This window comes from Candidatus Njordibacter sp. Uisw_002 (genome assembly GCF_047730155.1).
Classification (GTDB): domain Bacteria; phylum Pseudomonadota; class Gammaproteobacteria; order Pseudomonadales; family Balneatricaceae; genus Njordibacter.
The window spans coordinates 22,064-42,500 of sequence record NZ_CP159832.1; the positions used below are offsets into that span (position 1 = coordinate 22,064).

Sequence of the window (20,437 nt, forward strand, 5' to 3'; positions counted from 1 at the left end):
TGTTCTGGCGAAAGCCACAGGTGTAAACTTCTTCAATAACCCTAAACCAAGCCCTATTTAGCCTAGGATTCGACACCATGAACATCCGACAAGCCTCCGGCGATGATTTTGAAGCTATTTGGCCTATCTTTCAGCATATTGTGGCAGCCGGTGACACATACGCTTATGCTCGCCAAACTAGCAAAGACCAAGCTCGAACAATATGGTTAGTCTCACCTAAAAAAACGTATGTGGCTGAAATAGAAGGGGTGATTGTAGGCACTTATTTTATTAAGACTAATCAAGCAGGCCCAGGAGACCACGTTTGCAATTGCGGTTATATGGTGGCCCCTGCAGCAAGAGGCACAGGGGTAGCCACCTTGATGTGTGAGCATTCACAGAAACAGGCCACCCTTATGGGTTATAAAGCCATGCAGTTTAATTTTGTAGCAACCAGTAATACTTCAGCCATTTCCCTGTGGCAGAAGTTAGGATTTAGTGAGGTTGGCCGCTTACCAAAAGCCTTTGCTCACCCCAATCAAGGGTTCATAGATGCTATGGTAATGTATAAGTGGCTCGATGCTAACTTGATGTGACTTTTCTTTAAACCACTTTTGATGTTGTAAATGCAGGCCTAATTTTTGGAACAGTGATGATCGATAAAGCGACCAAATTTAAACAACTCCATACCCTTGGGGAAACTTTCATCATGGCCAATGCCTGGAATGCAGGTAGTGCAGTCATGCTTGAAGAGGCTGGTTTTGAAGCCATCGCGACAACTAGTGCAGGTGTCGCATACAGTCACGCATTGCCTGATTACGCGGGTAGACTATCCTTTCATACGGCGTTAGTTGAAACGCGCCGTATTGCTAAAGTGGTGAGAATTCCAGTCAGTATGGATGCAGAAAATGGTTATGGAGATACACCTGAATCTGTGTTCGAGAATATGCAAAAAATCGTCGCCACAGGAGTGGTTGGTGCAAGCATTGAGGACTACTCTGGCAACAAAGATAAGCCACTGTATAGCATTGACTTAGCAGTAGAGCGTATACGTAGCGCCAAGGCAGCGATAGCTGATTCTAATACTGCGTTTATACTGACCGCAAGGGCGGAGTGCTTTCTCACAGGTCACCCGAATGCATTTGCAGAATCAGTTAATCGGGTAAATCGATACCAAGAAGCAGGGGCAGATTGCCTGTTTGTTCCAGGCATCAGTAATATAGCCATGATTAAAGAGTTGGTAAAAGAAGTGAATGGTCCCATAAACGTAGTGATGGGTTTATCGGGCACACCTATTTCACTTGCCCAGCTCAAAGATGCAGGGGTGACGCGTATTAGCATTGGGGGCTCATTGGCTAGAGCTACATTTGCACTTGTTAAAAGTGCCGCTAAGGAAATGTTGGAAAAAGGTACATTTAAGTTTGCTGATCAGCAAATTGCAGACGAGGAGCTGGGCAGGCTTTTTTCTAAACCATCCGTTAAAGAATAAATTTGATATTACGCGCTAACAGTAGCGCTTAATGCAAGCTAGACTGACGTTTTTGTGGGCCCCATAAAAGGTAGCTTTATACCTAAAATAAGGCCATTGCCTAGCAATACAAGCACTAAACCGGTCACACTACTTAGGCTCCATAGGTATCCTTCAAACACAGTAGATAACGCTAATGCAACGACTGGAAACATAACGGTGGCATAGGCTGCTTTGTTAGCACCGATACGCCCAATAAGTGATAGGTAGGCGGTGAACCCAGCTACTGTGCCAATAATGGATAAGTAAAATAAGCTGCCAACGTATTGAGGGCGTGGATCCCAAGATAATGGGGTAGCGGTGATAACCAATAACATAGCTAAAAAACCAGCGCCATAAACCATAGCGTAAGCGCTGCCAGTAAGAGGTTTTAAGCCCTTTTTATTGTGCCTTACTGAAATCATGTTGCCCAGTGAAAACAAAAACGTCCCTAGAAAAGCAAACCCTATGCTGGCTAGGTCGACTCCTTTATCAGCATCTTTTACTAACTCTGGCCAAAACATTAAGCTTAGGCCAATAATTCCTAGCGCTCCTGCTCCAAACACTGAGCGGGTTGGCCTTTCTTTCCAAAAAATGCGATTGTTTAAAGCATTAAACAAGGTAGCAGAGGAAAATATAACAGAAAGTAAACCACTGGATATGGCTAAACCGGCTGTATAAAAGCACACAAAGTTTAAGGAAAACAAACACATGCCCTGCAATACCATAAATGCATGATCTTGTCGGGTGGTGGCTTGTAGTCGGCCACTAACAAGCACTAAAAACATCATTAAAATGGAGGCTAAAGCAAAGCGATAAAACACTGAGACAAGCACAGCAACTTCGCCAAGCTGCCAGTGAATTGCAATCCAAGTGGTACCCCATATAAGCACCGTGGATAAATATAAAAATTGTGTCACGCCGATTCCCTTTGGCTAAGCACCAGTTCTACGATTGAATGTCTGCGATGGGGGTTGCAAAACTTTGCGCCATATCCCACGGGAAACGAATCCAAGTATCTTGGCTTACTTCGGTAATATACAAGTCAACTTCAGCCTTTCCGGCAGGCTTTGCGTAAACAGTAGCGAATGTAGCTTTAGGCACCATTTGACGAACCGCAGCAGCGGTTTTACCTGTATCTACTAGGTCATCTATTAACAAAAAACCATCACCGTCACCTTCAAACCCTTTGAGTAACTTGAGCTGCCCTTGTTTGCTAGCTTCTACGCCAGCTTCAAGTTGGCCGTAACTAGAAATGCAAATAGTGTCAATCAAGCGAATGTCCAATTCGCGGGCAATAATTGCAGCCGGCACCAAACCACCTCGAGTAATCGCAATAATGCCTTTCCATGGGCCTTGATCTAACAAGCGCCAAGCCAGTGCGCGGGCATTGCGGTGCAATTCTTCCCAAGAGATAGGGTAATCTTTATTATATGGGTTGCTCATCGGTTTTCCTGTGCTAGATACTGGTTTTTTAAGGTCACATAGTTATTAGCCATGTAGGTCAAGCTTGCCAGCTCTTTTTCTGTAAGAGGGCGCTTCTGCCGAGCTGGGCTGCCGGCGTACAAAAAGCCACTGGCAAGTTGCTTACCTGGTGTTACTAAACTGTTGGCGGCAATCATAACATCATTACCTACTACCACATTGTCCATTACGGTGCTGCCCATGCCTACTAAAACACGATCACCAATGGTACAGCCGTGTAAAATAGCGCGATGCCCTACGGTCACTTGATCTCCAATGATCAACGGGTAACCTTGTGGGTTGTGAGCGCTTTTGTGGGTGACATGTAAGATGGATCCGTCTTGTATGCTAGTGGAGTGGCCAATACGAATGTGATTCACATCCCCACGCACTACACTGTATGGCCAGATCGATGAATCGGCACCAATGTGAACGTCGCCGATGATAATACACTGCTGATCTGCAAATGCAGTGGGATCAATCTTTGGTGTGGCGTGTTTTAGGGGTCGAATTGACATTGTTGTTCCTAATTTGCAGCAAAACGTTGGGTATTGCCTAAAGAGGCACTATTATAACCCCACTAAGATACAAAACAATCGATGAGATGCTATGACCGCCCTTTGTGTAACAAATGATTTACAAGATGTATTGCTACTGCCAGATTTTTCTTCCATCGCTCCAGCGCAACTGGCAGCCAAGCTGGACAAACAGCTGGCACATAACCAACACGAAATTGACAACCTACTGAACACTAAAAGCTTGAGCTATGAGCAACTTGTGCCCACATTAGAACAGTTAGGCGATGAGCTTGATCGGCTTTGGGGTCCACTGAGTCATTTACATGGCGTGAGCAATAAGGATGATGTAAGGGCTGCCTTTGATGAGTGTCTGCCAAAATTGACAGCCTATGCTACACAAATGGGACAAAACAAAGCCTTGTATTTGGCTTTTGTCGAATTGTTAGATAGCCAAGAGTTTGGCCATTTAAGTCAGCCTCAGCAGCAATTTGTTAAGCTCCAAATTAAAGACTTTCAACTGTCTGGGGTGGGTTTAAGTCCACAAAAGAAAATAGAGTATGGTCAACTAAAACAACAAATGGCAGAACTCTCTACACGCTTTTCAAATAATCTTATGGATGCCACACAGGCTTGGAGTAAACACGTAACAGATAGTGACGACGTCCTCGGGCTACCCGACTCTGCTTTGAAACAGGCAAAAGAAAATGCCAAATCTAAGAATTTAGAAGGGTATTTACTGAAGCTAGATTTTTCGTGTTATCACGCGGTAATGACCTTTGCTGCGCATACACAGCTACGACAAGAAATATACCAAGCCTTCAACACTCGAGCCTCAGATCAAGGTCCACATGGAGGGAAGTTTGATAATACTCAGGTGATGGAAGAGCTGGTGGGCTTACGACACAAAATGGCATGCTTAGTGGGCTTTGATCACTACTCAGATTATTCTGTAGCAACCAAGATGGCAGATTCTGGACGTGCAGTTGAAGATTTTTTATTAGATCTAGCTAAAGCGTGTAAACCACAAGCGCAAATAGACATGGCGCAGCTACAAGAGTTTGCAACTGATCAAGGTGGCCCTTCGCCATTAGCAGCATGGGATATAGCTTATTACAGCGAAAAGCTGCGTCAAAAGCGTTATGACTTATCTCAAGAACAGCTAAAGCCTTATTTTGCATTACCACAGGTGCAAAGTGGGCTTTTTGATGTAGTAAAGCGTATTTATGGAATCCAAGTGACACAAGTTCAAGGGGTTAGTACTTGGCATGAAGATGTTAGTTTTTATCAAGTAGCTTACTTAGGTAAAGCCATAGGGTATTTTTATTTCGATCTCTTTGCGCGTGACCAAAAGCGTGGTGGCGCGTGGATGGATGAGTGCCGTAACCGTCAGATTAAAGCAAGCGGCCAGCTTCAGCTGCCTGTAGCTTATTTAGTGTGTAATTTTGCCCCCCAAGTAGGGGATACACCCGTCTTACTCACCCATGGTGAAGTGACGACCTTGTTTCATGAATTTGGCCACGGGTTGCACCACATGATGACTAATATTGATGTTGCAGGGGTTGCCGGTATTAACGGTGTGGCATGGGATGCTGTAGAGCTGCCCAGCCAATTTTTAGAAAATTGGTGTTGGCAGGAGGAGTCACTGCGTTTGTTTGCTAAGCATTATCAAACAAACGCAACTTTACCAGAAGAAATGTTACAAAAAATGTTAGCGGCCAAAAACTTTCAATCAGGTATGTTTGTCATGCGCCAGCTAGAATTTGCCTTGTTTGATTTGCGCTTACACATGAACTACAACCAAGATGCGCCTCAGTCTGTGCAAGCGGTATTAGACCAAGTTAGAGAAGAGGTTTCGGTAATAAAAGCACCAGCATGGAATCGTTTTCAACATGGTTTCGCGCACATTTTTGCAGGGGGTTATGCTTCTGGATACTACAGTTATTTATGGGCCGAAGTGTTGGCGGCTGATGTCTTTAGCCGCTTTGAAGAAGAGGGTATATTTAACCCCAGCACCGGTGCTGCACTTTGGAAAGAGATCACAGGCCAAGGTGGAAGCCGTGATGCAATGGACTTATTTGTCCAGTTTATGGGGCGCAAGCCCAATGTGCATGCTCTAATGCGCCATAAGGGTTTGGCTAATAAAGTAACTCAGGGAGCTAATAATGAAAGTTAGATATATTGCAGGCATTGTGTGCCCTAAGTGTGGTGCACAAGATAGTGTGCGTATTTATATCCCTGAAGAAGGTGACATAGATGAGCAGCTCAGAGACTGTGTTACCTGTGGCCATGAAGAACGTATTGGCCAAAGCGCTGCAACACGTCAAGAAATGAGCACTAGGGTTAGCGAAAAAAGTACTAGCGCTGTGCAAGAAGTTGAGCCACAAATTCTTAAACTGCTTTAACGATTGTGTTAGTGGGCGATAAACCAGCTCTGTTTATGGCTTAGCCAAAGGTAACCCGCTAAGGCTACTATCGCCCTAACGCCACAAAAACCTAAAAACGCCCACCACAAACCTTGGTTCCCCCACGGCTCCAGCAGATGCCAAAGGGGTAAAAGAGTGCATAGGCTTGCTAGCACTGAGTAAAACATGGCTTGAACTTGGGTGGTGCCTACAAAAATGCCATCAAATAAATAGCTCCATACACTAATTATTGGCACCCACATCACCCAAAAGGCATTGTTGGTGGCTATTGTTCGCACACTTTCGATGGTGGTGAGCATGTTAATAAAGGCATGACTAAATAACCAAAATCCCACCGTTGCAGCGATGGCAACAAAGACCGAATAAATCGCTGCAGCATTACAAAGCTGATAAAACCGCCGTCTTTTTTTGGCCCCCACGGCTTCCCCACAGGCAGCTTCAATAGCAAAAGCAAAACCATCCAAAGCGTAAGCAAGCAAGGCAACGTATTGTAATAGTAACGTGTTCGCCGCTAACACATCATCGCCCATACGAGCGCTTTGTGAAGTGATAAAGGCAAACGCGAACAGAAGCATTAGTGTGCGCACAAATAAATAGCTGTTGAGGCGGATTAGCTGCCCAGCTAGAGATGAAAAAAGATGCCATTCTAGATGAATGGTTTGATCAAAACGAATCAGGTGACGCCACACCAATACCAGTGCTAATGCTAAACCGCAATAATCAGCTAAAAAACTGCCCCAAGCCACGCCATCGCTAGTCATATCAAAACCAACTACAAACAACAGGTTAAAACCGATATTAGTTACGTTGGTTACTACCAATAAAATTAAAGGACTTCGACTATCTTGACGACCCAGCAACCAACCTAAACAGACGTATGTGATGAGAACGGCAGGGGCACTATAAATGCGTATGGTAAGGTATTCTTCAGCCAAAATAGACACTTGTAAGCTTGCGCCCATAAGTGACACACCCAAAGGAATAAGCCAGCTTTGCAGCGCCACAATACCTAAGCCAATGACTAAAGCAAGTAACCCGGGCATAAGCAATAGCTGCATTAAACGCTGATGATCACCAGCACCGTGGGCTTGTGCAGTAAGGCCTACTGTACCCATACGCAAGAAGCCAAAAGCCCAATAAATAAAAGATAACAACGTAGCACCCAAGGCCACTGCGCCTAAATAGCTAGCGTGATCTAAATGCCCCATCACAGCAGCATCTACCAAGCCTAGTAAGGGCACACTGATGTTAGATATGATTAACGGCCAAGCAAGTAGCCAAAGCTGGCGCATATGTTTAGCTTTTGGCGCGTACCTAATTTGGCCTTTTGAAATCATTTCAAAAGGCTCGCAATGAGCGTGGAAAACTAAACAACAAAAAGAATAAAGCGCTGGCAATCAACACCACAGAAGGGCCGGCAGGTGTATCGTAAAACCAGGATAAAGCCAGGCCGCCAGTGACTGATAACATGCCCAGTAAACTTGCAAGCATGGCCATTGTTTCTGGTGAATTGGATAATCGACGTGCAGCAGCAGCAGGTATAATTAATAGTGAGGTAATTAATAAAACTCCCACTACTTTCATCGCTACGGCTATCACCACCGCAACCATCAGCATCAACAAAGTGCGCATCCACGCTACATTAATACCTTCAACCTGAGCTAACTCTTCGTTGACCGTAATAGACAATAAGGGCTTCCATATCCATATAAGTATAATCATTACCACGCAGCAAGCTAAAGCGATCCACATAAGATCTTGCTGTCCTATTGCGAGTAAGTCTCCAAATAAGAACCCCATCAAATCAATGGGTTCATGATCGAAAATACTAAGGCTCACCAAACCAAGCGATAAACTTGCGTGGGATAAAATTCCCAGCAAAGTATCTGTTGCAATAATGCGTCTGTGCATTAAAGTGCTCAATAATAGGGCCAATAACAAACACACCAAAATCACTGCCAAGCTAATACTTATGTGCAGCAAAAGCCCTAAAGCAACACCCAAAAGAGCGGCATGGGCGAGGGTGTCTCCAAAATAGGCCATTCTTCGCCACACCATAAAAGAGCCTAAAGGGCCCGAGATTGCAGCAATCATTAAACCCCCAAGCCAAGCCCATAATAAAAAATCAGCCATGATTACAATCCTTGTGATGCTCGCCCGCAATGATCTCGCCATGACTAGTGTGATGGTGGTTATGCTGGTGGTTATATAAGGCTAAATTACTAGCGCCTTGATGACCAAATAAATCTGTGAAAGCTGGATCCTGGCTTACTTGCTCAGGATGCCCAGAGCAACAAATATGCTGGTTTAGACAAATCACCTGATCTGTAGCTGCCATGACGAGGTGCAAGTCGTGGGAAACCATAAGGATGCCGCAGCCCAAAATGTTTCTCACCTGGCCAATAAGGTTATATAAAGACACTTGGCCGGTTACATCGACACCCTGAACGGGTTCGTCTAATACCAATAAATGGGGCTTTCTAAGCACAGCTCTTAGGAGTAATACACGTTGTGTTTCTCCACCAGAAAGCTGTTGCATGGGCCTATCAAGAAGCTTTTCGGCGCGACATTCATGCAACAAAGTGTGCCACAGCTCAGGGGTAAGCTGGTGCATTTTATGATGGCCCAAATCTAAAAATCTTGCTACTGTGAGAGGCAAGGTATCTTCTAATTTTAATTTTTGAGGCATGTAGCCTATACGCAAGCCTTTTACAGCTTCGATATTGCCACAGCTAGGCTTTATTAAGTTTAGTAAGCTGCGCACTAGGGTTGATTTACCTGCGCCGTTAGGGCCGATCACTGTAGTGATTTGGCCTGCCTCTAGAGAGATATCCACATCTTTAATAAGCCATCTATTGCTACGCTTTACTCCTAAGCCTTTGGCGCTAAGTAACACCTCATTCATAGGGTGGGCTCCAACAGATTAGGTTTTTCCAAGCACTCTTTACAGGTACCTATGATCTCGATAGTATGGCGCTGTATTTCAAAACCATGCTGATCGGCACTGAGTTTTAAAGCTAAATTAATGTATTGGCTTTCTAGTTCTTGAGCTTTATTGCAAGCCTCACATAATAGAAAGTGCCCTTGATGTGGTGTATCTGGATTACAACAACCTACATAGGCGTTAAGACTATCTAATTTATGTAGTAAGCCTTGCTCACCTAAAAACTCAAGAGCGCGGTAAACCGTAGGTGGTGCCGAATTGAAACCTTCTTTTGCTAATGCTGCCAGTAATTCATAGGCTCCAATAGGCTGATGGCTGCGCCATACTAGCTCAAGTACTCGTTGGCGCACAGGCGTGAGCCTTACGCCACGCTCAGTGCATAGGTTTTGAGCATGATCTATGGCGCTGCTTATGCAGTGACTATGGTCGTGGGGTGAAAATGCGGTAGCTTGCATGTGTTGTTCCGAGCAAGTTGACAGTTGTTATAATATAACATAACATCCCTAAAAATTCCTAATACTCAATTAAAAAAGGCGACTGATATGGTTTTTTCTTTTCGCGTGCTTATACAAACGGTCGTGTTTGTTGCATGTTCGTGCCTGGGCACTATAGCGTCAGCATCGCCGGCTGTATTGCCCAGCACACAAGCGCTTTCACTTGTCATAAAAGAGATTACCAAAGAGACTCTATTACCTCTTGTGCCTGCTAATGGTTCGCCTCATGATTTTAGCCTAAAACCTAGTCACATTATGCGAATCCAAAAAGCCCAGTTAGTGATTTGGCTTGGGCCTGAGCTTGAACCTTATCTTGCCAAAGTAATGTCTCGTATCCCCAGTAACAAACAATTTATTATCAACCACGAAGGCTTGCCATTAGGCTATGGGCGGCACCCATGGACAAATCCAGAATATTTATTGAAAGGTATGTTGGCGTTGAGCCAGCATATGGGCATAGCATGGGACAGCTCAGCATGGCAGCAGCAAATGGATGCCTTAAAAACACAGATCCAAAGCCATCAATCGCAGTTATTAAAAAATAAGCAGGGCTATTTGGTGTATCACGATGGTATCGATGGCTTCGAGTCATACTTTGGGCTTGAACACTTAGCTAGTTTCACTAACTCAGACGATCAGCCCCCAGGTGCTAAAGCGTTGGGGGCTATTGCGAAGCTTGCCAAAGAGCAAAAAGTAGCCTGTATCTTAACAGACCATGAGACTAAGCCTAAACTTATCAATGCGGTGATAGGTCCAGAGGTAGAGCGAATTCAAATTGATATTTTAGCCCGCAATTCAACTTCACTCACCAGTTATATCGCTAAGCTTGGGCAGGCAATGTTAGATTGCGGCCGTGTCATAGAGTTATAGAATACTCAGTTAACACAAAGGCACTAAGGTAGTGAGGGCAAGAGCTGAAATTGTTGCATACGATGACTTAAAATATCTCTAAATACATCAGGATCTTTTAACACGGTAACGCCTTCTTCGCGGTGATGTGCGTCTAAGCCATGGAAGGTTTCTAGGCGAGACAACCAAAACCGCATAGCGGCAGCAACTAGCATAGCATTCCAGTAGCGGTGTTCTGCCTCATTAAAGGTGCGTATCGATGCATACGCTTCTAAAAAGGCGTTGTAAAGATCAGGCTCAATACTGCCATCAGCAGCAATACACCAGTCATTTACAGTAATAGCCACATCAAATAATAAGTAGTCATTGCTGGCATTGTAAAGATCTATTGTGGCGCTTAACTGGCCTTGGTTAAAGAGTGCGTTATCGTGGAATAAATCGCCATGCACTACCCCTTTAGGTAAATCTGGCTGCTGGGACTGCATTGCTTCGTATTGCCCAATCGCCATCATCAGCATAGTAGCGCCTTCTCCATCAATGCACTTTGCAGCGCGAGGCCCCAGCTCACTCCACCACGCTTGGCCACGATGGCTATGGCGGGTTGTGGCGAACTTTTGGCCAGCTAAGTGCAAACGCGCTAGTTCTTTGCCCATAATGGCACACTCACTTACCCCAATCTCCGAGCGCGCTAGATGGTCGCCTGCAAAACGAGGAAATAAAACTGCAGGTTTGCCTGCTAATAAGTTTAAAGCAGTACCATTTTTATCTCTAAGAGCAGCCGGCACAGTGATGTCGTTGGCAACCAAATGATCAGTTAAATCAACGAAATATGGAATATCATCATAGCTTAGATCTTCAAAAAGAGTCAGTACAAAGTCTTGTTGTGGCTGCCCTGTTACTTTTGTAGTGACAAAATAATTGGTATTTTCTATACCGCCACTGATGCCCTTAAAATCCACCAAAGCACCTAGGTTAAACGGGGCTAGATAAGCGCTAATTTGGGCATTACTAAGGTGGGTGTATACGGCCATAAGGTGGTTACTTTATAAAGCTAATTGAGATCAATAATTTGGCTGCAAATAGTACGCTGCAAGACGTTTCAATTCAAGTTTAGCGGCCTCCATTATGGTATTCTTTACATCATCAGTAATCACAAGTATTGGTTTAGAAGACATCATGACTACAAAAGTTTCCACGCCTGTTGTATTGGTAGACGGCTCCTCCTATTTGTTTAGGGCTTATCACGCTATGCCCCCACTGAATAACAGTAAGGGTATGCCTACAGGTGCCATTAAGGGCGTAGTGAATATGATGCGTAGCCTGGCAAAAGATTATGCCAATGCCAATATTGTTGTGGTGTTCGACGCTAAAGGGCCAACTTTTCGAAATGAAATGTATTCAGAATATAAGGCAAATAGGCCGCCAATGCCAGATGATATGCGACCACAGATAGAGCCTATACATAACATTATTAAGGCCATGGGGCTGCCTCTACTGGTGATTCCAGGTGTCGAAGCGGACGATGTGATCGGCACATTAGCAGCACAAGCCACTGCGCAAGGTATTGATACGCTCATATCCACTGGCGATAAGGATATGGCCCAGTTAGTTAGCCCCCATGTTGGATTAGTGAACACCATGACTAATACCTATCTTAACGAAGAAGGGGTGATGGGTAAGTTTGGCGTAAGGCCTGATCAAATTATTGACTATCTGGCTATTGTAGGCGACACGGCTGACAACATACCCGGCGTCCCAGGAGCTGGGCCCAAGACTGCAGTTAAGTGGTTAGCAGCCTATGATACGTTAGAGGTATTGATGGAAAATGCTCATGACATTGGTGGTAAAATCGGCGAGAAGCTGCGTAATGCGCTTGAATTTTTACCTCTTTCTCAAGCGCTCACTACCATTAAGCTAGATGTAGAGCTTGAACAAACGCTAGATCAAATGACGCCTAAACCAGTAGATCAAGCGGCACTACTGGGTTTGTATGAAGAGCTAGAGTTTAGATCTTGGGCTAGTGTGTTAATTCAAGAAGGGGTGACCGCTGGTAGCTTGCCTGTGGCTGCGACTCAAGGGCACAGCAATCAAGAGGTGTTAGATTCTACCAAGGCTGCAGTGATTACGCCCAATAAGCCTGTTGCAGCTACCGTCACCACTAAAAATTACACCACAGTCTCCACTTTGGCGGCGCTTGAGCCGTGGTTAAAAGCATGCGCAGACGCGCCGCTGTTTGCCTTTGACACGGAAACAACTAGCCTTAATTATATGGATGCCCAGCTAGTAGGAATTTCCCTATGCATCGACGCGGGCACAGCTATTTATGTGCCTTGTGGACACGACTATGTAGGTGCACCAGAGCAAATTAGCAGGCCAGAACTGATTGCCGCTATAAAGCCTTTGTTAGAAGATTCCGGGCAAGTGATTTGTGGACAAAATTTAAAATATGACATTAATGTATTAGCTAATTATGACATCGCATGGCAGGCACAGATTATTGATAGCATGGTGCAATCCTATGTGCTCAATTCTACTGCCAGTCGACATAACATGGATGCGTTGGCGTTACATTACCTAGATTATCAAACCGTTAAATATGCCGATATAGCGGGCAAGGGTGCAAAACAGCTTACGTTTAACCAAATCGACATTGAGCAAGCTGGGCCCTATGCTGCTGAAGATGCCGACATTACTCTAAGGCTGGCGCAGCATTTTACTCAATGTCTGGCTTTAGAGCCTACTTTAGCAAAAGTTTATGCCACTATAGAACAGCCACTAGTAAGCGTGTTGTCACATATGGAGCGCACAGGAGCTTTAGTGGATGCTAAGGTGCTAGGAGAGCAAAGCCAAGTTATTGGTAAGCGATTGGTTGAGCTTGAACGAGAAGCTTATGAGCTTGCAGGGGAGGTGTTTAACTTATCTTCTACCCAGCAGTTAGGTGCTATTTTGTATGAAAAACTGGGCATTCCAGTGACTAAAAAAACGCCCAAAGGTAAGCCATCAACAGCAGAGGCTGTGTTACAAGACCTTGCACAAGATTATGAGCTACCTAAGTTATTGTTAGAGTATCGTAGTCTTAGCAAGCTAAAGTCGACCTATACCGATAAGCTACCGTTGGAAATTAATCGTTCTACGGGGCGTATACATACTTCTTACCACCAAGCGGTGGCTGCAACAGGGAGATTGTCATCTAGTGATCCAAACCTACAAAATATCCCAATTCGCAGCAGCGAAGGTCGTCAAATTAGGCAGGCATTTATTGTGCCCAAGGGCCAAGTGATGGTGGCAGCGGATTACTCTCAGATAGAGTTACGCATTATGGCACACTTATCAAAAGATGAAGGCCTATTAAAAGCTTTTGCTGCTGGCCAAGATGTGCATAAAGCTACTGCAGCTGAAGTGTTTGGTGTTACTGTTGAAGAAGTGACCAGTGATCAAAGGCGTAGTGCTAAAGCCATTAATTTTGGCCTCATTTATGGCATGTCTGCTTTTGGCTTAGCCAAGCAGCTAGGTATTAGTCGTGCCCAGAGCCAAGATTATATTGGGCGTTACTTCTCTCGTTATCCTGGGGTACAGGAGTATATGGACCAAACCAAAGCAACAGCTGCTCAACAAGGTTATGTAGAAACCCTTTATGGCCGAAGATTGTACCTGCCTGACATAAAAGCCAGTAACGGCATTGCTCGGCAAGCTTCTGAAAGAACAGCGATCAATGCGCCGATGCAGGGTACGGCAGCAGATATTATTAAGCGAGCGATGATCAAAGTTGATGAGTGGCTTGCCAATAGTGGCCTTAATGCACGTATGACTATGCAGGTGCACGATGAATTAATTTTTGAGGTAGATGCAAGCCAAGTTGATGCGTTAGTAGTTGGTGTGAAATCAGCTATGGAGGGAGCCGCACAGCTTTTAGTGCCACTCATTGTTGATGTCGGGATAGGTGAAAACTGGGACCAAGCCCACTAATTGTTAAATAATAGAATTATTTTGAACTAAATGGAAAACTAAGCGTCATAGTACGTAACTGGCTAAGCGTCACCAAGAAGATATTAAGACGCCCACCCTGAATACCGCTCCCCTCGGTCTTCAGGGTTTTTTTTGCGTCGCGTTTAATCTTCTTCTGATTCCGGTTCTTGCTCTAGCGTTTCATCAGTTGCTACAGGTTTCATCCAGATGACTAACTGGCGTTCTAAGTCAGCAATGCCTTCACCTTTAGAGGCCGAATAGCTTTGCATGGTGATTAAACCCTCAGGGTGTTCAGGCAAGCCTTTTTTCACTTCCATCTTGGCTTTCATTACCCCATTCTTTTTGAGCTTGTCTGCTTTAGTGAGCAATAAGTGCAGTGGTAGCCCTGATGCAATACACCAATCAATGATCATGCGATCAAATTCTTTAAGTGGGTGGCGTATATCCATCACTAACACTAAGCCTGATAAGCTCTCACGCACCTCTAGATACTGATTGAGGTGCTTTCGCCATCTCAACTGCATAGCTACTGGTACCTTAGCGTAGCCATAGCCTGGCAAATCTACCAAGCGGCATTGAGGGATATTAAGGTCGAAAAAGTTAAGCAGCTGAGTGCGGCCAGGTGTTTTACTGGTGCGCGCCAGGCCATTATTGCGTGTCAGTGCATTAATAGCGCTAGATTTTCCAGCGTTAGAGCGACCCGCAAAAGCGACTTCGGAGCCTATATCTGGAGGGCATTCACTTACTTTACTTGCGCTAGTGGTGAAAACGGCAGATTGAAATCTTAAGTGTTGGACTGTCATAGTTTGTGTCATCGATAGATTAGCGTGTATTTTACATGATTTTTACATAAATAAACCCTGTGAAAGTGGCTAACAGTGCACTAGCTTAGTGTTGTCTTATTGAAGTCAGGCTCTGCGCGCCCTATAATGGGCAACTGATCTGTTCATTTTATAATTTTTGCGGAAAATACACATGAAAAAAGTAATTGTATGTTTGATGATTGGCATGACCTGGATGGGCTTTTCTTATGCCGCAGGAGATGCTGCGTCAGGTCAAGGCAAGGCTGCAGTATGTAGTGGATGTCACGGAGGTGACGGCAATAGCATGATTCCTAGCTTTCCAAAGCTAGCGGGTCAAGGTGAGGTATACCTTACCAGACAACTGATTGATATTCGTGATGGTGCCCGTAATGTAGCTGAAATGACAGGTATTCTAACCGGACGCAGCGACCAAGACTTGGCAGATATTGCTGCTTACTATGCTTCTCAAAAGGGCACTGTTGGAGCAACCAACCCAGATTTGCTTGAACTAGGTCGTCAAATTTACCGTGCTGGCATTGCAGAAAAGGGTGTTGCGGCATGTTCAGCTTGTCATTCACCTACAGGTGCGGGTAATCCACAAGCAGGCTTCCCAGCATTAGGTGGTCAGCATGCAGCTTATCTTGTAAGTACATTAAAAGCCTACCGCACTGGCACTCGTAATAATGGCCAAGCAGTCATGATGCAGCAAGTTGCTGCTATTATGAGCGATAAAGAAATCGAAGCAGTTGCCAGCTATATTCAAGGCCTGTCAGAATAGTTGAGCTACGCAAGTAAAAAGGTGGCTAAGGCCACTTTTTTTATGGGTTAATATTATCTGAGTAAGACCTTGTAAAGGGGCTCGCATACTTTGCATTAGCCCTTATGATGAGATCTTACAGTTTACTTAGGAGATATAATATGTTGAAAAAAATAGGGATGCTTATTGCCTTAGTTAGTTTGCCCATGCTTGTGCAGGCTGCAAATTATCAGGCCGGTACTCACTATGTTGTGTTGGATAACCCCATCAAATCATCAACTACAGATACTGTGGTAGTGAATGAATTTTTTGGTTATACCTGCCCTCACTGCAATGACTTTGAGCCGCTTCTGCACCGCTGGGCTACTAAGCAAACTGATGATGTAGCCTTTATGCCCATCCCAGTAGTATTTGGCCGCAGTTGGGAGCCTTATGCTAAAGCTTATTTTGTAGCGCTAAACTTAGGCGTGTTAGAGCAGACCCATCAAGCAATGTACGATGCAGTGCATATTGATGATCGCCGTATGACTAATCGTCAAGCATTAGCCGCGTTTTTTGCTGAGCATGGCGTGAGCAAGTCTGACTTTGATGGTGCATACGACTCTTTTGACCTTCAAAACAAGCTTCGCCAATCTAATCGTCTGTCTGCTCGCTCTCAAATTACAGGCGTGCCTTCAATGCTAGTCAATGGTAAGTATATGGTTAATGCCACTTTGGCAGGAAGCAAGGAAGGTATGTTGGCTGTAGTTGACTATCTTGTAGCGCTAGAAAATCAATAAGCTTAATTAATTCCACGACAAGGTCACAGAGGCAAGGTAGAATGGGGTCAAAGGGCGCAAGCCTAAGATTTTAGACGGACACGCAAACACATGAGTGATCAAGGCCCCAAACCAACCACACATTTCGGTTTTAAAGAAGTTCCTACGGGAGATAAGGTAAGCGCGGTAGCTGGCGTATTTCATTCCGTAGCGGCTAAATATGACGTTATGAATGACCTAATGTCTATGGGGATTCATCGTATATGGAAGCGTCAAACCATTGAAATGAGTGGTGTTAGAGCTGGTGATTCAGTGTTGGATCTAGCCGGTGGTACGGGTGATCTTACCATGCGTTTCAGCGACCTAGTTGGGCCAAAAGGGCAGGTTATTCTAGCTGATATCAACGAATCGATGATTAAAGTCGGGCGAGATCGTTTAATTGATAAAGGATTTGTGGGTAATGTTAGCTATGTTCAGGCTAACGCTGAAGAGCTCCCGTTTCCTGATAACACATTTGATTGTATAACCATTGCCTTTGGTTTGCGTAATGTTACCGACAAAGATAAGGCCTTAGTTTCAATGCGCAGAGTGTTAAAGCCTGGCGGGCGGTTATTGGTTTTAGAATTTTCCAAAACAGATAATCCATTGCTGACCAAGGTCTATGACACCTACTCCTTCAACATCTTACCAAAAATTGGCAAGCTCATTACCAATGATGAGGATAGCTATCGCTATTTAGCAGAGTCTATCCGCATGCATCCAGACCAAGCCACATTAAAGGGCATGATGGAAACAGCGGGGTTAGTGAATTGTCGCTTTCACAATATGACAGGCGGCATAGTGGCTTTGCACTACGGCGTTAAACCGTAAGTAGCGCGAAAGGCCAACCCATGAAAGCAATCCTCCGCGGCTTCACAGTAGTTCGTGTCATAATCCGATATCGCTTAGACCTGCCCCTACTAGGCTATGCTTTGCCATTGCCCATACGTATTATTTTTTGGTGCATGCCATGGCGTCTATTAACCCCTGTGCAAGGCACTGTGGCGCAACGCATACGCTTAGCTTTAATTGATTTAGGCCCTGTATTTGTTAAATTTGGTCAGCTCCTGTCTACTCGCAGAGACATGTTGGACGATGAACTGGCGCAGTCTCTTGCTACACTGCTTGATAAAGTGCCTGCATTTGACAGCATAGAGTCCAAGCGTTTAATAGAGCAAGCCTTAAAACAAAGCGTATCGCAGGCATTCTTAGAATTTGATGATGTACCCCTGGCTTCTGCCTCAGTAGCACAGGTTCACAGTGCTCGTTTGGATAGTGGCGAATCGGTAGTTGTGAAAATCATTCGACCAGGCATTAGGCGCACGATCCAAAGCGATCTTCGATTAATGCGCTTGTTAGCAAAATGGATTAATGCAGCGGTTCCAGACCTTCGGCGCTTGCGCTTGCAGGGCGTCATCGATGAATACGAAAAAACGATCCTAGACGAACTTGATCTACAGCGTGAGGCTGGCAATGCTAGTCAGCTTAGGCGCAACTTTGAAAACTCTAATCTGCTCTATATCCCCAAAATTCATTGGCATTTAAGTAACGCTACAGTGCTGGTGCAAGAGCGTATTTATGGCATTCGTGTCAATGATATTGATGGGATTGAAAAAGCAGGCATTAGTCGACAAGAGCTAGCCAAGCGCGGTGTAGAAATTTTCTTCACACAGGTGTTTCGTGATAGCTTCTTTCACGCGGACATGCATCCAGGCAATATTTTCATTAACCCTGCATTACCTAATGACCCTCAGTATATGGCGGTAGACTTTGGTATCGTAGGCAGTCTGACGCAAGAGGATCAGGCTTACTTGGCGCGTATACTGTTGGCTTTCTTCAATCGTGATTATAAGCAAATAGCGCAGTTACATGTTGACTGTGGCTGGCTTCCAGCAGACACGAAGGTGCATGAATTTGAAGGCGCTATTCGCGGTGTAAGTGAGCCCATATTCTCCAAACCATTGGCTGAAATATCTTTTGCTCAGGTGTTGTTAGGCTTGTTTCAGACCGCGCGCCGGTTTGATATGCAGGTACAGCCACAGCTGGTGCTGCTGCAAAAGACCATGCTCAATGTAGAGGGCTTAGGCCGACAGCTTTACCCTCAATTAAACCTTTGGGAAACCGCCCAGCCTATTCTTGAGCAATGGTTTAAACAGCAAGTGAGCCCTAAGCAAATATACGCGCAGTTAAAGCAAGAGTGGCCTGACCTAGCCCAACAACTGCCCTTTCTTCCAGGCCTGGTCCACGATGCACTGCAGCAAGTGGCTCGTCCTGTGGTAGCCCCCGCTGTACCTGAAAAGGCGTTAAAGTCTAAGGGGCATTGGAGTGGGGCAATTGGTTTAGTGCTGGTTATGGGCGCTGCCATAGTTCATCCCATACCTTTTATGAGTCAAGTATGGTTTGCTCCAGTAAGTACTGCATTGGCTCTTGTTGGTATACTTGTGTTGTGGAATAGGGGGAATCGTTAATGTCTAAAAATTCTTGGTTAGATGAAATTAAGTGGGACGACCAAGGTCTGGTGCCGGCTATTGCTCAAGACTTCCAAACAGGTCAAATATTAATGATGGCGTGGATGAACCAAGAGTCTCTACTTTTAACCAAGCAAGAGCAGCGGGCAGTATATTGGTCACGCTCACGCTCACGATTATGGCGCAAGGGTGAAGAGTCTGGTCATGTGCAAAAATTACATAGCCTACAATTAGATTGCGATGCTGATGTCATCCTGTTAAGAGTAGAGCAAATTGGCGGCATAGCATGCCATACGGGCCGCCCACACTGCTTCTTTAGAACCTTGCAGGCAGATCAGTGGCATGAAAATGTTGCAGTAGTGAAAAACCCAAAGGAGATCTATAGTCATGACTGATGTATTAAGTGCCTTACAACTTGTGTTGGAAGAACGCAGGCAGGCTGCGCCAGAATCCTCCTACGTGGCTAGTTTGCATGCAAAAGGGTTAAACAAAATATTAGAGAAAATCGGCGAAGAGGCTACCGAAGTTATTTTGGCTGCCAAAGATGCTCAACAGTTAGCTACGACTAAAGACGTCATTGCCGAAACCGCTGATTTATGGTTCCATTGCTTGGTTATGTTATCGCATCTGGGCGAAGATCATAATTCGGTGTTGCAAGAGTTAGAACGTCGATTCGATCTCTCAGGTATAGTAGAAAAGGCTAATCGTAGCCAGTAATTTTTTCATAAGGAGTAAGTCATGGGTTTAGGTGGAATTAGTATCTGGCAATTGGTGATCGTTTTAGCGATTATTTTATTGTTGTTTGGTAGCAAAAAACTTCGCAACATTGGTGGTGATTTAGGTAATGCAGTTAAAGGCTTTAAATCGGCTATGAAAGACGGCACAGAAGAGCCTAAAGCGATTGATGACAAGCCAGCAGAAGATGCGAACTTTAGTGCGGATGTGGCTGTAGAGCAAGAACCTGAAAAAACTGAAAAGTAGCGGCCAAACCTATGTTTGATATTGGTTTTACAGAATTAGTATTAGTGGCTGTTATTGGTCTATTAATACTGGGCCCAGAACGCATGCCTGTGGCAGTGCGTACCATAGGTTTGTGGGTGGGAAAAATCAAACGCACTGTTAGTGGTGTTCAAAAAGAGATTCAAGACGAGTTAAGGATAGATGAAATCCGTAACAAGGCTGATGCAAACCGTAAGGCAATTGAAGGCCGTATGGCTGAGTTGTCGGCCGAAGCGGATATCATGGAAGCTCCAGTAGTTGCAGCACAAGAAAATAAAGCTGAACCAAAAGAACCCTCAATTGATGGGTCTTAACCGTTTTTGGAACATACTATGAGCGACGCAAAAGCCTACACAGGTGAGCAAGAAACCCAATTACCCCTAATGGGGCACCTTATAGAGCTGCGCAATCGCTTATTAAAAGCCGTATTGCTGGTGGTTTTATTGTTTGCCTGCATGTTCCCGTTTGC

General features: G+C 44.8%; 24 protein-coding genes (1 of these 24 only partly in view). 15 read left to right on the forward strand and 9 right to left on the reverse strand.

Annotated elements, in window-relative coordinates; all coding sequences use genetic code 11:
- Positions 1-77 precede the first annotated feature (77 nt).
- Both ABXT42_RS00100 and ABXT42_RS00105 read left to right on the forward strand, forming a co-directional pair.
- A complete protein-coding gene (locus ABXT42_RS00100; RefSeq protein WP_443628350.1) occupies positions 78-575 on the forward strand; it encodes a GNAT family N-acetyltransferase in 498 nt (165 codons plus the stop codon).
- Positions 576-631: 56 nt separating this feature from the next.
- On the forward strand, positions 632-1,468 hold the full coding sequence (locus ABXT42_RS00105) for an isocitrate lyase/PEP mutase family protein (RefSeq protein WP_443628351.1): 837 nt from the start codon (positions 632-634) through the stop codon (positions 1,466-1,468).
- 38 nt (positions 1,469-1,506) lie between these two features.
- Here the strand turns inward: ABXT42_RS00105 and ABXT42_RS00110 are convergent, their stop codons facing one another.
- From ABXT42_RS00110 to ABXT42_RS00120, 3 genes are read right to left on the reverse strand one after another with little or no spacing between them, the layout of a single operon-like run.
- Positions 1,507-2,406 (reverse strand): DMT family transporter, encoded by a 900-nt coding sequence (locus ABXT42_RS00110; RefSeq protein WP_443628352.1) that lies wholly within the window; start codon positions 2,404-2,406, stop codon positions 1,507-1,509.
- Between the two features lie 28 nt (positions 2,407-2,434).
- The gene (gene gpt / locus ABXT42_RS00115) at positions 2,435-2,932 is read right to left on the reverse strand and encodes a xanthine phosphoribosyltransferase (RefSeq protein WP_443628353.1); all 498 of its coding nucleotides are present in this window, start codon (positions 2,930-2,932) and stop codon (positions 2,435-2,437) included.
- Positions 2,929-3,468 carry a gamma carbonic anhydrase family protein gene (locus ABXT42_RS00120; RefSeq protein WP_443628354.1) on the reverse strand — a complete coding sequence of 180 codons (540 nt, stop codon included), beginning with the start codon at positions 3,466-3,468 and terminating at the stop codon, positions 2,929-2,931. The genes gpt and ABXT42_RS00120 overlap by 4 nt, the downstream gene beginning before the upstream one ends.
- 91 nt (positions 3,469-3,559) lie before the next feature.
- Between ABXT42_RS00120 and ABXT42_RS00125 the strand changes: the two genes are divergently transcribed.
- Together ABXT42_RS00125 and ABXT42_RS00130 are read left to right on the forward strand one after the other, a co-directional pair.
- Positions 3,560-5,641, forward strand: a complete 2,082-nt coding sequence (locus tag ABXT42_RS00125) for a M3 family metallopeptidase (protein WP_443628355.1) — start codon at positions 3,560-3,562, stop codon at positions 5,639-5,641.
- On the forward strand, positions 5,631-5,870 hold the full coding sequence (locus ABXT42_RS00130) for a YheV family putative metal-binding protein (protein ID WP_443628356.1): 240 nt from the start codon (positions 5,631-5,633) through the stop codon (positions 5,868-5,870). Before ABXT42_RS00125 ends, ABXT42_RS00130 begins: the two co-directional genes overlap by 11 nt.
- An 8-nt stretch (positions 5,871-5,878) precedes the next feature.
- Here ABXT42_RS00130 and ABXT42_RS00135 read toward each other — a convergent pair whose 3' ends face one another.
- The 4 genes from ABXT42_RS00135 to ABXT42_RS00150 are packed head-to-tail and all read right to left on the reverse strand — an operon-like array spanning position 5,879 to position 9,290.
- A complete protein-coding gene (locus tag ABXT42_RS00135) occupies positions 5,879-7,183 on the reverse strand; it encodes an MATE family efflux transporter (protein WP_443628357.1) in 1,305 nt (434 codons plus the stop codon).
- A 46-nt stretch (positions 7,184-7,229) separates the two neighbouring features.
- Complete coding sequence (gene znuB / locus ABXT42_RS00140; protein WP_443628358.1) at positions 7,230-8,024, reverse strand: zinc ABC transporter permease subunit ZnuB; 795 nt, start codon at positions 8,022-8,024, stop codon at positions 7,230-7,232.
- Positions 8,017-8,796 (reverse strand): zinc ABC transporter ATP-binding protein ZnuC, encoded by a 780-nt coding sequence (gene znuC, locus ABXT42_RS00145; protein ID WP_443628359.1) that lies wholly within the window; start codon positions 8,794-8,796, stop codon positions 8,017-8,019. The genes znuB and znuC overlap by 8 nt, the downstream gene beginning before the upstream one ends.
- Positions 8,793-9,290, reverse strand: coding sequence for a Fur family transcriptional regulator (locus ABXT42_RS00150; RefSeq protein WP_443628360.1), 498 nt, complete (start codon positions 9,288-9,290; stop codon positions 8,793-8,795). Before ABXT42_RS00150 ends, znuC begins: the two co-directional genes overlap by 4 nt.
- An 87-nt stretch (positions 9,291-9,377) precedes the next feature.
- Between ABXT42_RS00150 and ABXT42_RS00155 the strand changes: the two genes are divergently transcribed.
- Positions 9,378-10,199, forward strand: coding sequence for a metal ABC transporter solute-binding protein, Zn/Mn family (locus ABXT42_RS00155; RefSeq protein WP_443628361.1), 822 nt, complete (start codon positions 9,378-9,380; stop codon positions 10,197-10,199).
- A gap of 23 nt (positions 10,200-10,222) precedes the next feature.
- Here ABXT42_RS00155 and ABXT42_RS00160 read toward each other — a convergent pair whose 3' ends face one another.
- Positions 10,223-11,209: a homoserine kinase gene (locus ABXT42_RS00160; RefSeq protein WP_443628362.1), complete on the reverse strand. Its 987-nt coding sequence runs from the start codon at positions 11,207-11,209 to the stop codon at positions 10,223-10,225.
- A gap of 145 nt (positions 11,210-11,354) precedes the next feature.
- Between ABXT42_RS00160 and polA the strand changes: the two genes are divergently transcribed.
- On the forward strand, positions 11,355-14,144 hold the full coding sequence (gene polA, locus ABXT42_RS00165) for a DNA polymerase I (protein WP_443628363.1): 2,790 nt from the start codon (positions 11,355-11,357) through the stop codon (positions 14,142-14,144).
- Positions 14,145-14,287: 143 nt separating this feature from the next.
- Here the strand turns inward: polA and yihA are convergent, their stop codons facing one another.
- Positions 14,288-14,947, reverse strand: a complete 660-nt coding sequence (yihA, locus tag ABXT42_RS00170; RefSeq protein ID WP_443628364.1) for a ribosome biogenesis GTP-binding protein YihA/YsxC — start codon at positions 14,945-14,947, stop codon at positions 14,288-14,290.
- A gap of 172 nt (positions 14,948-15,119) precedes the next feature.
- On the opposite strand from yihA, the gene ABXT42_RS00175 reads away from it, so the two are divergent.
- The 9 genes from ABXT42_RS00175 to tatC form a co-directional block, all read left to right on the forward strand.
- Positions 15,120-15,725: a c-type cytochrome gene (locus ABXT42_RS00175; RefSeq protein WP_443628365.1), complete on the forward strand. Its 606-nt coding sequence runs from the start codon at positions 15,120-15,122 to the stop codon at positions 15,723-15,725.
- Between the two features lie 140 nt (positions 15,726-15,865).
- Positions 15,866-16,483, forward strand: coding sequence for a thiol:disulfide interchange protein DsbA/DsbL (locus ABXT42_RS00180; RefSeq protein WP_443628366.1), 618 nt, complete (start codon positions 15,866-15,868; stop codon positions 16,481-16,483).
- Positions 16,484-16,573: 90 nt separating this feature from the next.
- Positions 16,574-17,332: a bifunctional demethylmenaquinone methyltransferase/2-methoxy-6-polyprenyl-1,4-benzoquinol methylase UbiE gene (ubiE, locus tag ABXT42_RS00185; protein WP_443628367.1), complete on the forward strand. Its 759-nt coding sequence runs from the start codon at positions 16,574-16,576 to the stop codon at positions 17,330-17,332.
- 20 nt (positions 17,333-17,352) lie between these two features.
- Positions 17,353-18,969: a ubiquinone biosynthesis regulatory protein kinase UbiB gene (gene ubiB, locus ABXT42_RS00190; protein WP_443628368.1), complete on the forward strand. Its 1,617-nt coding sequence runs from the start codon at positions 17,353-17,355 to the stop codon at positions 18,967-18,969.
- Positions 18,969-19,364 carry a phosphoribosyl-AMP cyclohydrolase gene (gene hisI / locus ABXT42_RS00195; RefSeq protein ID WP_443628369.1) on the forward strand — a complete coding sequence of 132 codons (396 nt, stop codon included), beginning with the start codon at positions 18,969-18,971 and terminating at the stop codon, positions 19,362-19,364. The genes ubiB and hisI overlap by 1 nt, the downstream gene beginning before the upstream one ends.
- Positions 19,357-19,686 carry a phosphoribosyl-ATP diphosphatase gene (locus ABXT42_RS00200; RefSeq protein WP_443628370.1) on the forward strand — a complete coding sequence of 110 codons (330 nt, stop codon included), beginning with the start codon at positions 19,357-19,359 and terminating at the stop codon, positions 19,684-19,686. The genes hisI and ABXT42_RS00200 overlap by 8 nt, the downstream gene beginning before the upstream one ends.
- A 21-nt stretch (positions 19,687-19,707) precedes the next feature.
- Complete coding sequence (gene tatA / locus ABXT42_RS00205) at positions 19,708-19,950, forward strand: Sec-independent protein translocase subunit TatA (RefSeq protein WP_443628371.1); 243 nt, start codon at positions 19,708-19,710, stop codon at positions 19,948-19,950.
- Positions 19,951-19,961: 11 nt separating this feature from the next.
- Entirely contained in the window at positions 19,962-20,282 is a 321-nt protein-coding gene (gene tatB / locus ABXT42_RS00210; protein ID WP_443628372.1) for a Sec-independent protein translocase protein TatB, read from the forward strand.
- A gap of 18 nt (positions 20,283-20,300) precedes the next feature.
- Positions 20,301-20,437, forward strand: the start of a protein-coding gene (gene tatC, locus ABXT42_RS00215) for a twin-arginine translocase subunit TatC (protein ID WP_443628373.1). 658 nt of this gene lie beyond the right edge of the window; 137 of the gene's 795 nt are visible here — the first part of the coding sequence; it begins with the start codon at positions 20,301-20,303; the stop codon falls past the right edge of the window.

Excerpts from the sequence above, each read along its gene's own strand:
- ABXT42_RS00100 (WP_443628350.1), top strand. The coding sequence starts at position 78 with ATGAACATCCGACAAGCCTCCGGCGATGATTTTGAAGCTATTTGGCCT.
- ABXT42_RS00105 (WP_443628351.1), top strand. The coding sequence starts at position 632 with ATGATCGATAAAGCGACCAAATTTAAACAACTCCATACCCTTGGGGAA.
- gpt (WP_443628353.1), bottom strand. The coding sequence starts at position 2,932 with ATGAGCAACCCATATAATAAAGATTACCCTATCTCTTGGGAAGAATTG.
- ABXT42_RS00120 (WP_443628354.1), bottom strand. The coding sequence starts at position 3,468 with ATGTCAATTCGACCCCTAAAACACGCCACACCAAAGATTGATCCCACT.
- ABXT42_RS00125 (WP_443628355.1), top strand. The coding sequence starts at position 3,560 with ATGACCGCCCTTTGTGTAACAAATGATTTACAAGATGTATTGCTACTG.
- ABXT42_RS00130 (WP_443628356.1), top strand. The coding sequence starts at position 5,631 with ATGAAAGTTAGATATATTGCAGGCATTGTGTGCCCTAAGTGTGGTGCA.
- ABXT42_RS00135 (WP_443628357.1), bottom strand. The coding sequence starts at position 7,183 with ATGCGCCAGCTTTGGCTACTTGCTTGGCCGTTAATCATATCTAACATC.
- znuB (WP_443628358.1), bottom strand. The coding sequence starts at position 8,024 with ATGGCTGATTTTTTATTATGGGCTTGGCTTGGGGGTTTAATGATTGCT.
- znuC (WP_443628359.1), bottom strand. The coding sequence starts at position 8,796 with ATGAATGAGGTGTTACTTAGCGCCAAAGGCTTAGGAGTAAAGCGTAGC.
- ABXT42_RS00150 (WP_443628360.1), bottom strand. The coding sequence starts at position 9,290 with ATGCAAGCTACCGCATTTTCACCCCACGACCATAGTCACTGCATAAGC.
- ABXT42_RS00155 (WP_443628361.1), top strand. The coding sequence starts at position 9,378 with ATGGTTTTTTCTTTTCGCGTGCTTATACAAACGGTCGTGTTTGTTGCA.
- ABXT42_RS00160 (WP_443628362.1), bottom strand. The coding sequence starts at position 11,209 with ATGGCCGTATACACCCACCTTAGTAATGCCCAAATTAGCGCTTATCTA.
- polA (WP_443628363.1), top strand. The coding sequence starts at position 11,355 with ATGACTACAAAAGTTTCCACGCCTGTTGTATTGGTAGACGGCTCCTCC.
- yihA (WP_443628364.1), bottom strand. The coding sequence starts at position 14,947 with ATGACAGTCCAACACTTAAGATTTCAATCTGCCGTTTTCACCACTAGC.
- ABXT42_RS00175 (WP_443628365.1), top strand. The coding sequence starts at position 15,120 with ATGAAAAAAGTAATTGTATGTTTGATGATTGGCATGACCTGGATGGGC.
- ABXT42_RS00180 (WP_443628366.1), top strand. The coding sequence starts at position 15,866 with ATGTTGAAAAAAATAGGGATGCTTATTGCCTTAGTTAGTTTGCCCATG.
- ubiE (WP_443628367.1), top strand. The coding sequence starts at position 16,574 with ATGAGTGATCAAGGCCCCAAACCAACCACACATTTCGGTTTTAAAGAA.
- ubiB (WP_443628368.1), top strand. The coding sequence starts at position 17,353 with ATGAAAGCAATCCTCCGCGGCTTCACAGTAGTTCGTGTCATAATCCGA.
- hisI (WP_443628369.1), top strand. The coding sequence starts at position 18,969 with ATGTCTAAAAATTCTTGGTTAGATGAAATTAAGTGGGACGACCAAGGT.
- ABXT42_RS00200 (WP_443628370.1), top strand. The coding sequence starts at position 19,357 with ATGACTGATGTATTAAGTGCCTTACAACTTGTGTTGGAAGAACGCAGG.
- tatA (WP_443628371.1), top strand. The coding sequence starts at position 19,708 with ATGGGTTTAGGTGGAATTAGTATCTGGCAATTGGTGATCGTTTTAGCG.
- tatB (WP_443628372.1), top strand. The coding sequence starts at position 19,962 with ATGTTTGATATTGGTTTTACAGAATTAGTATTAGTGGCTGTTATTGGT.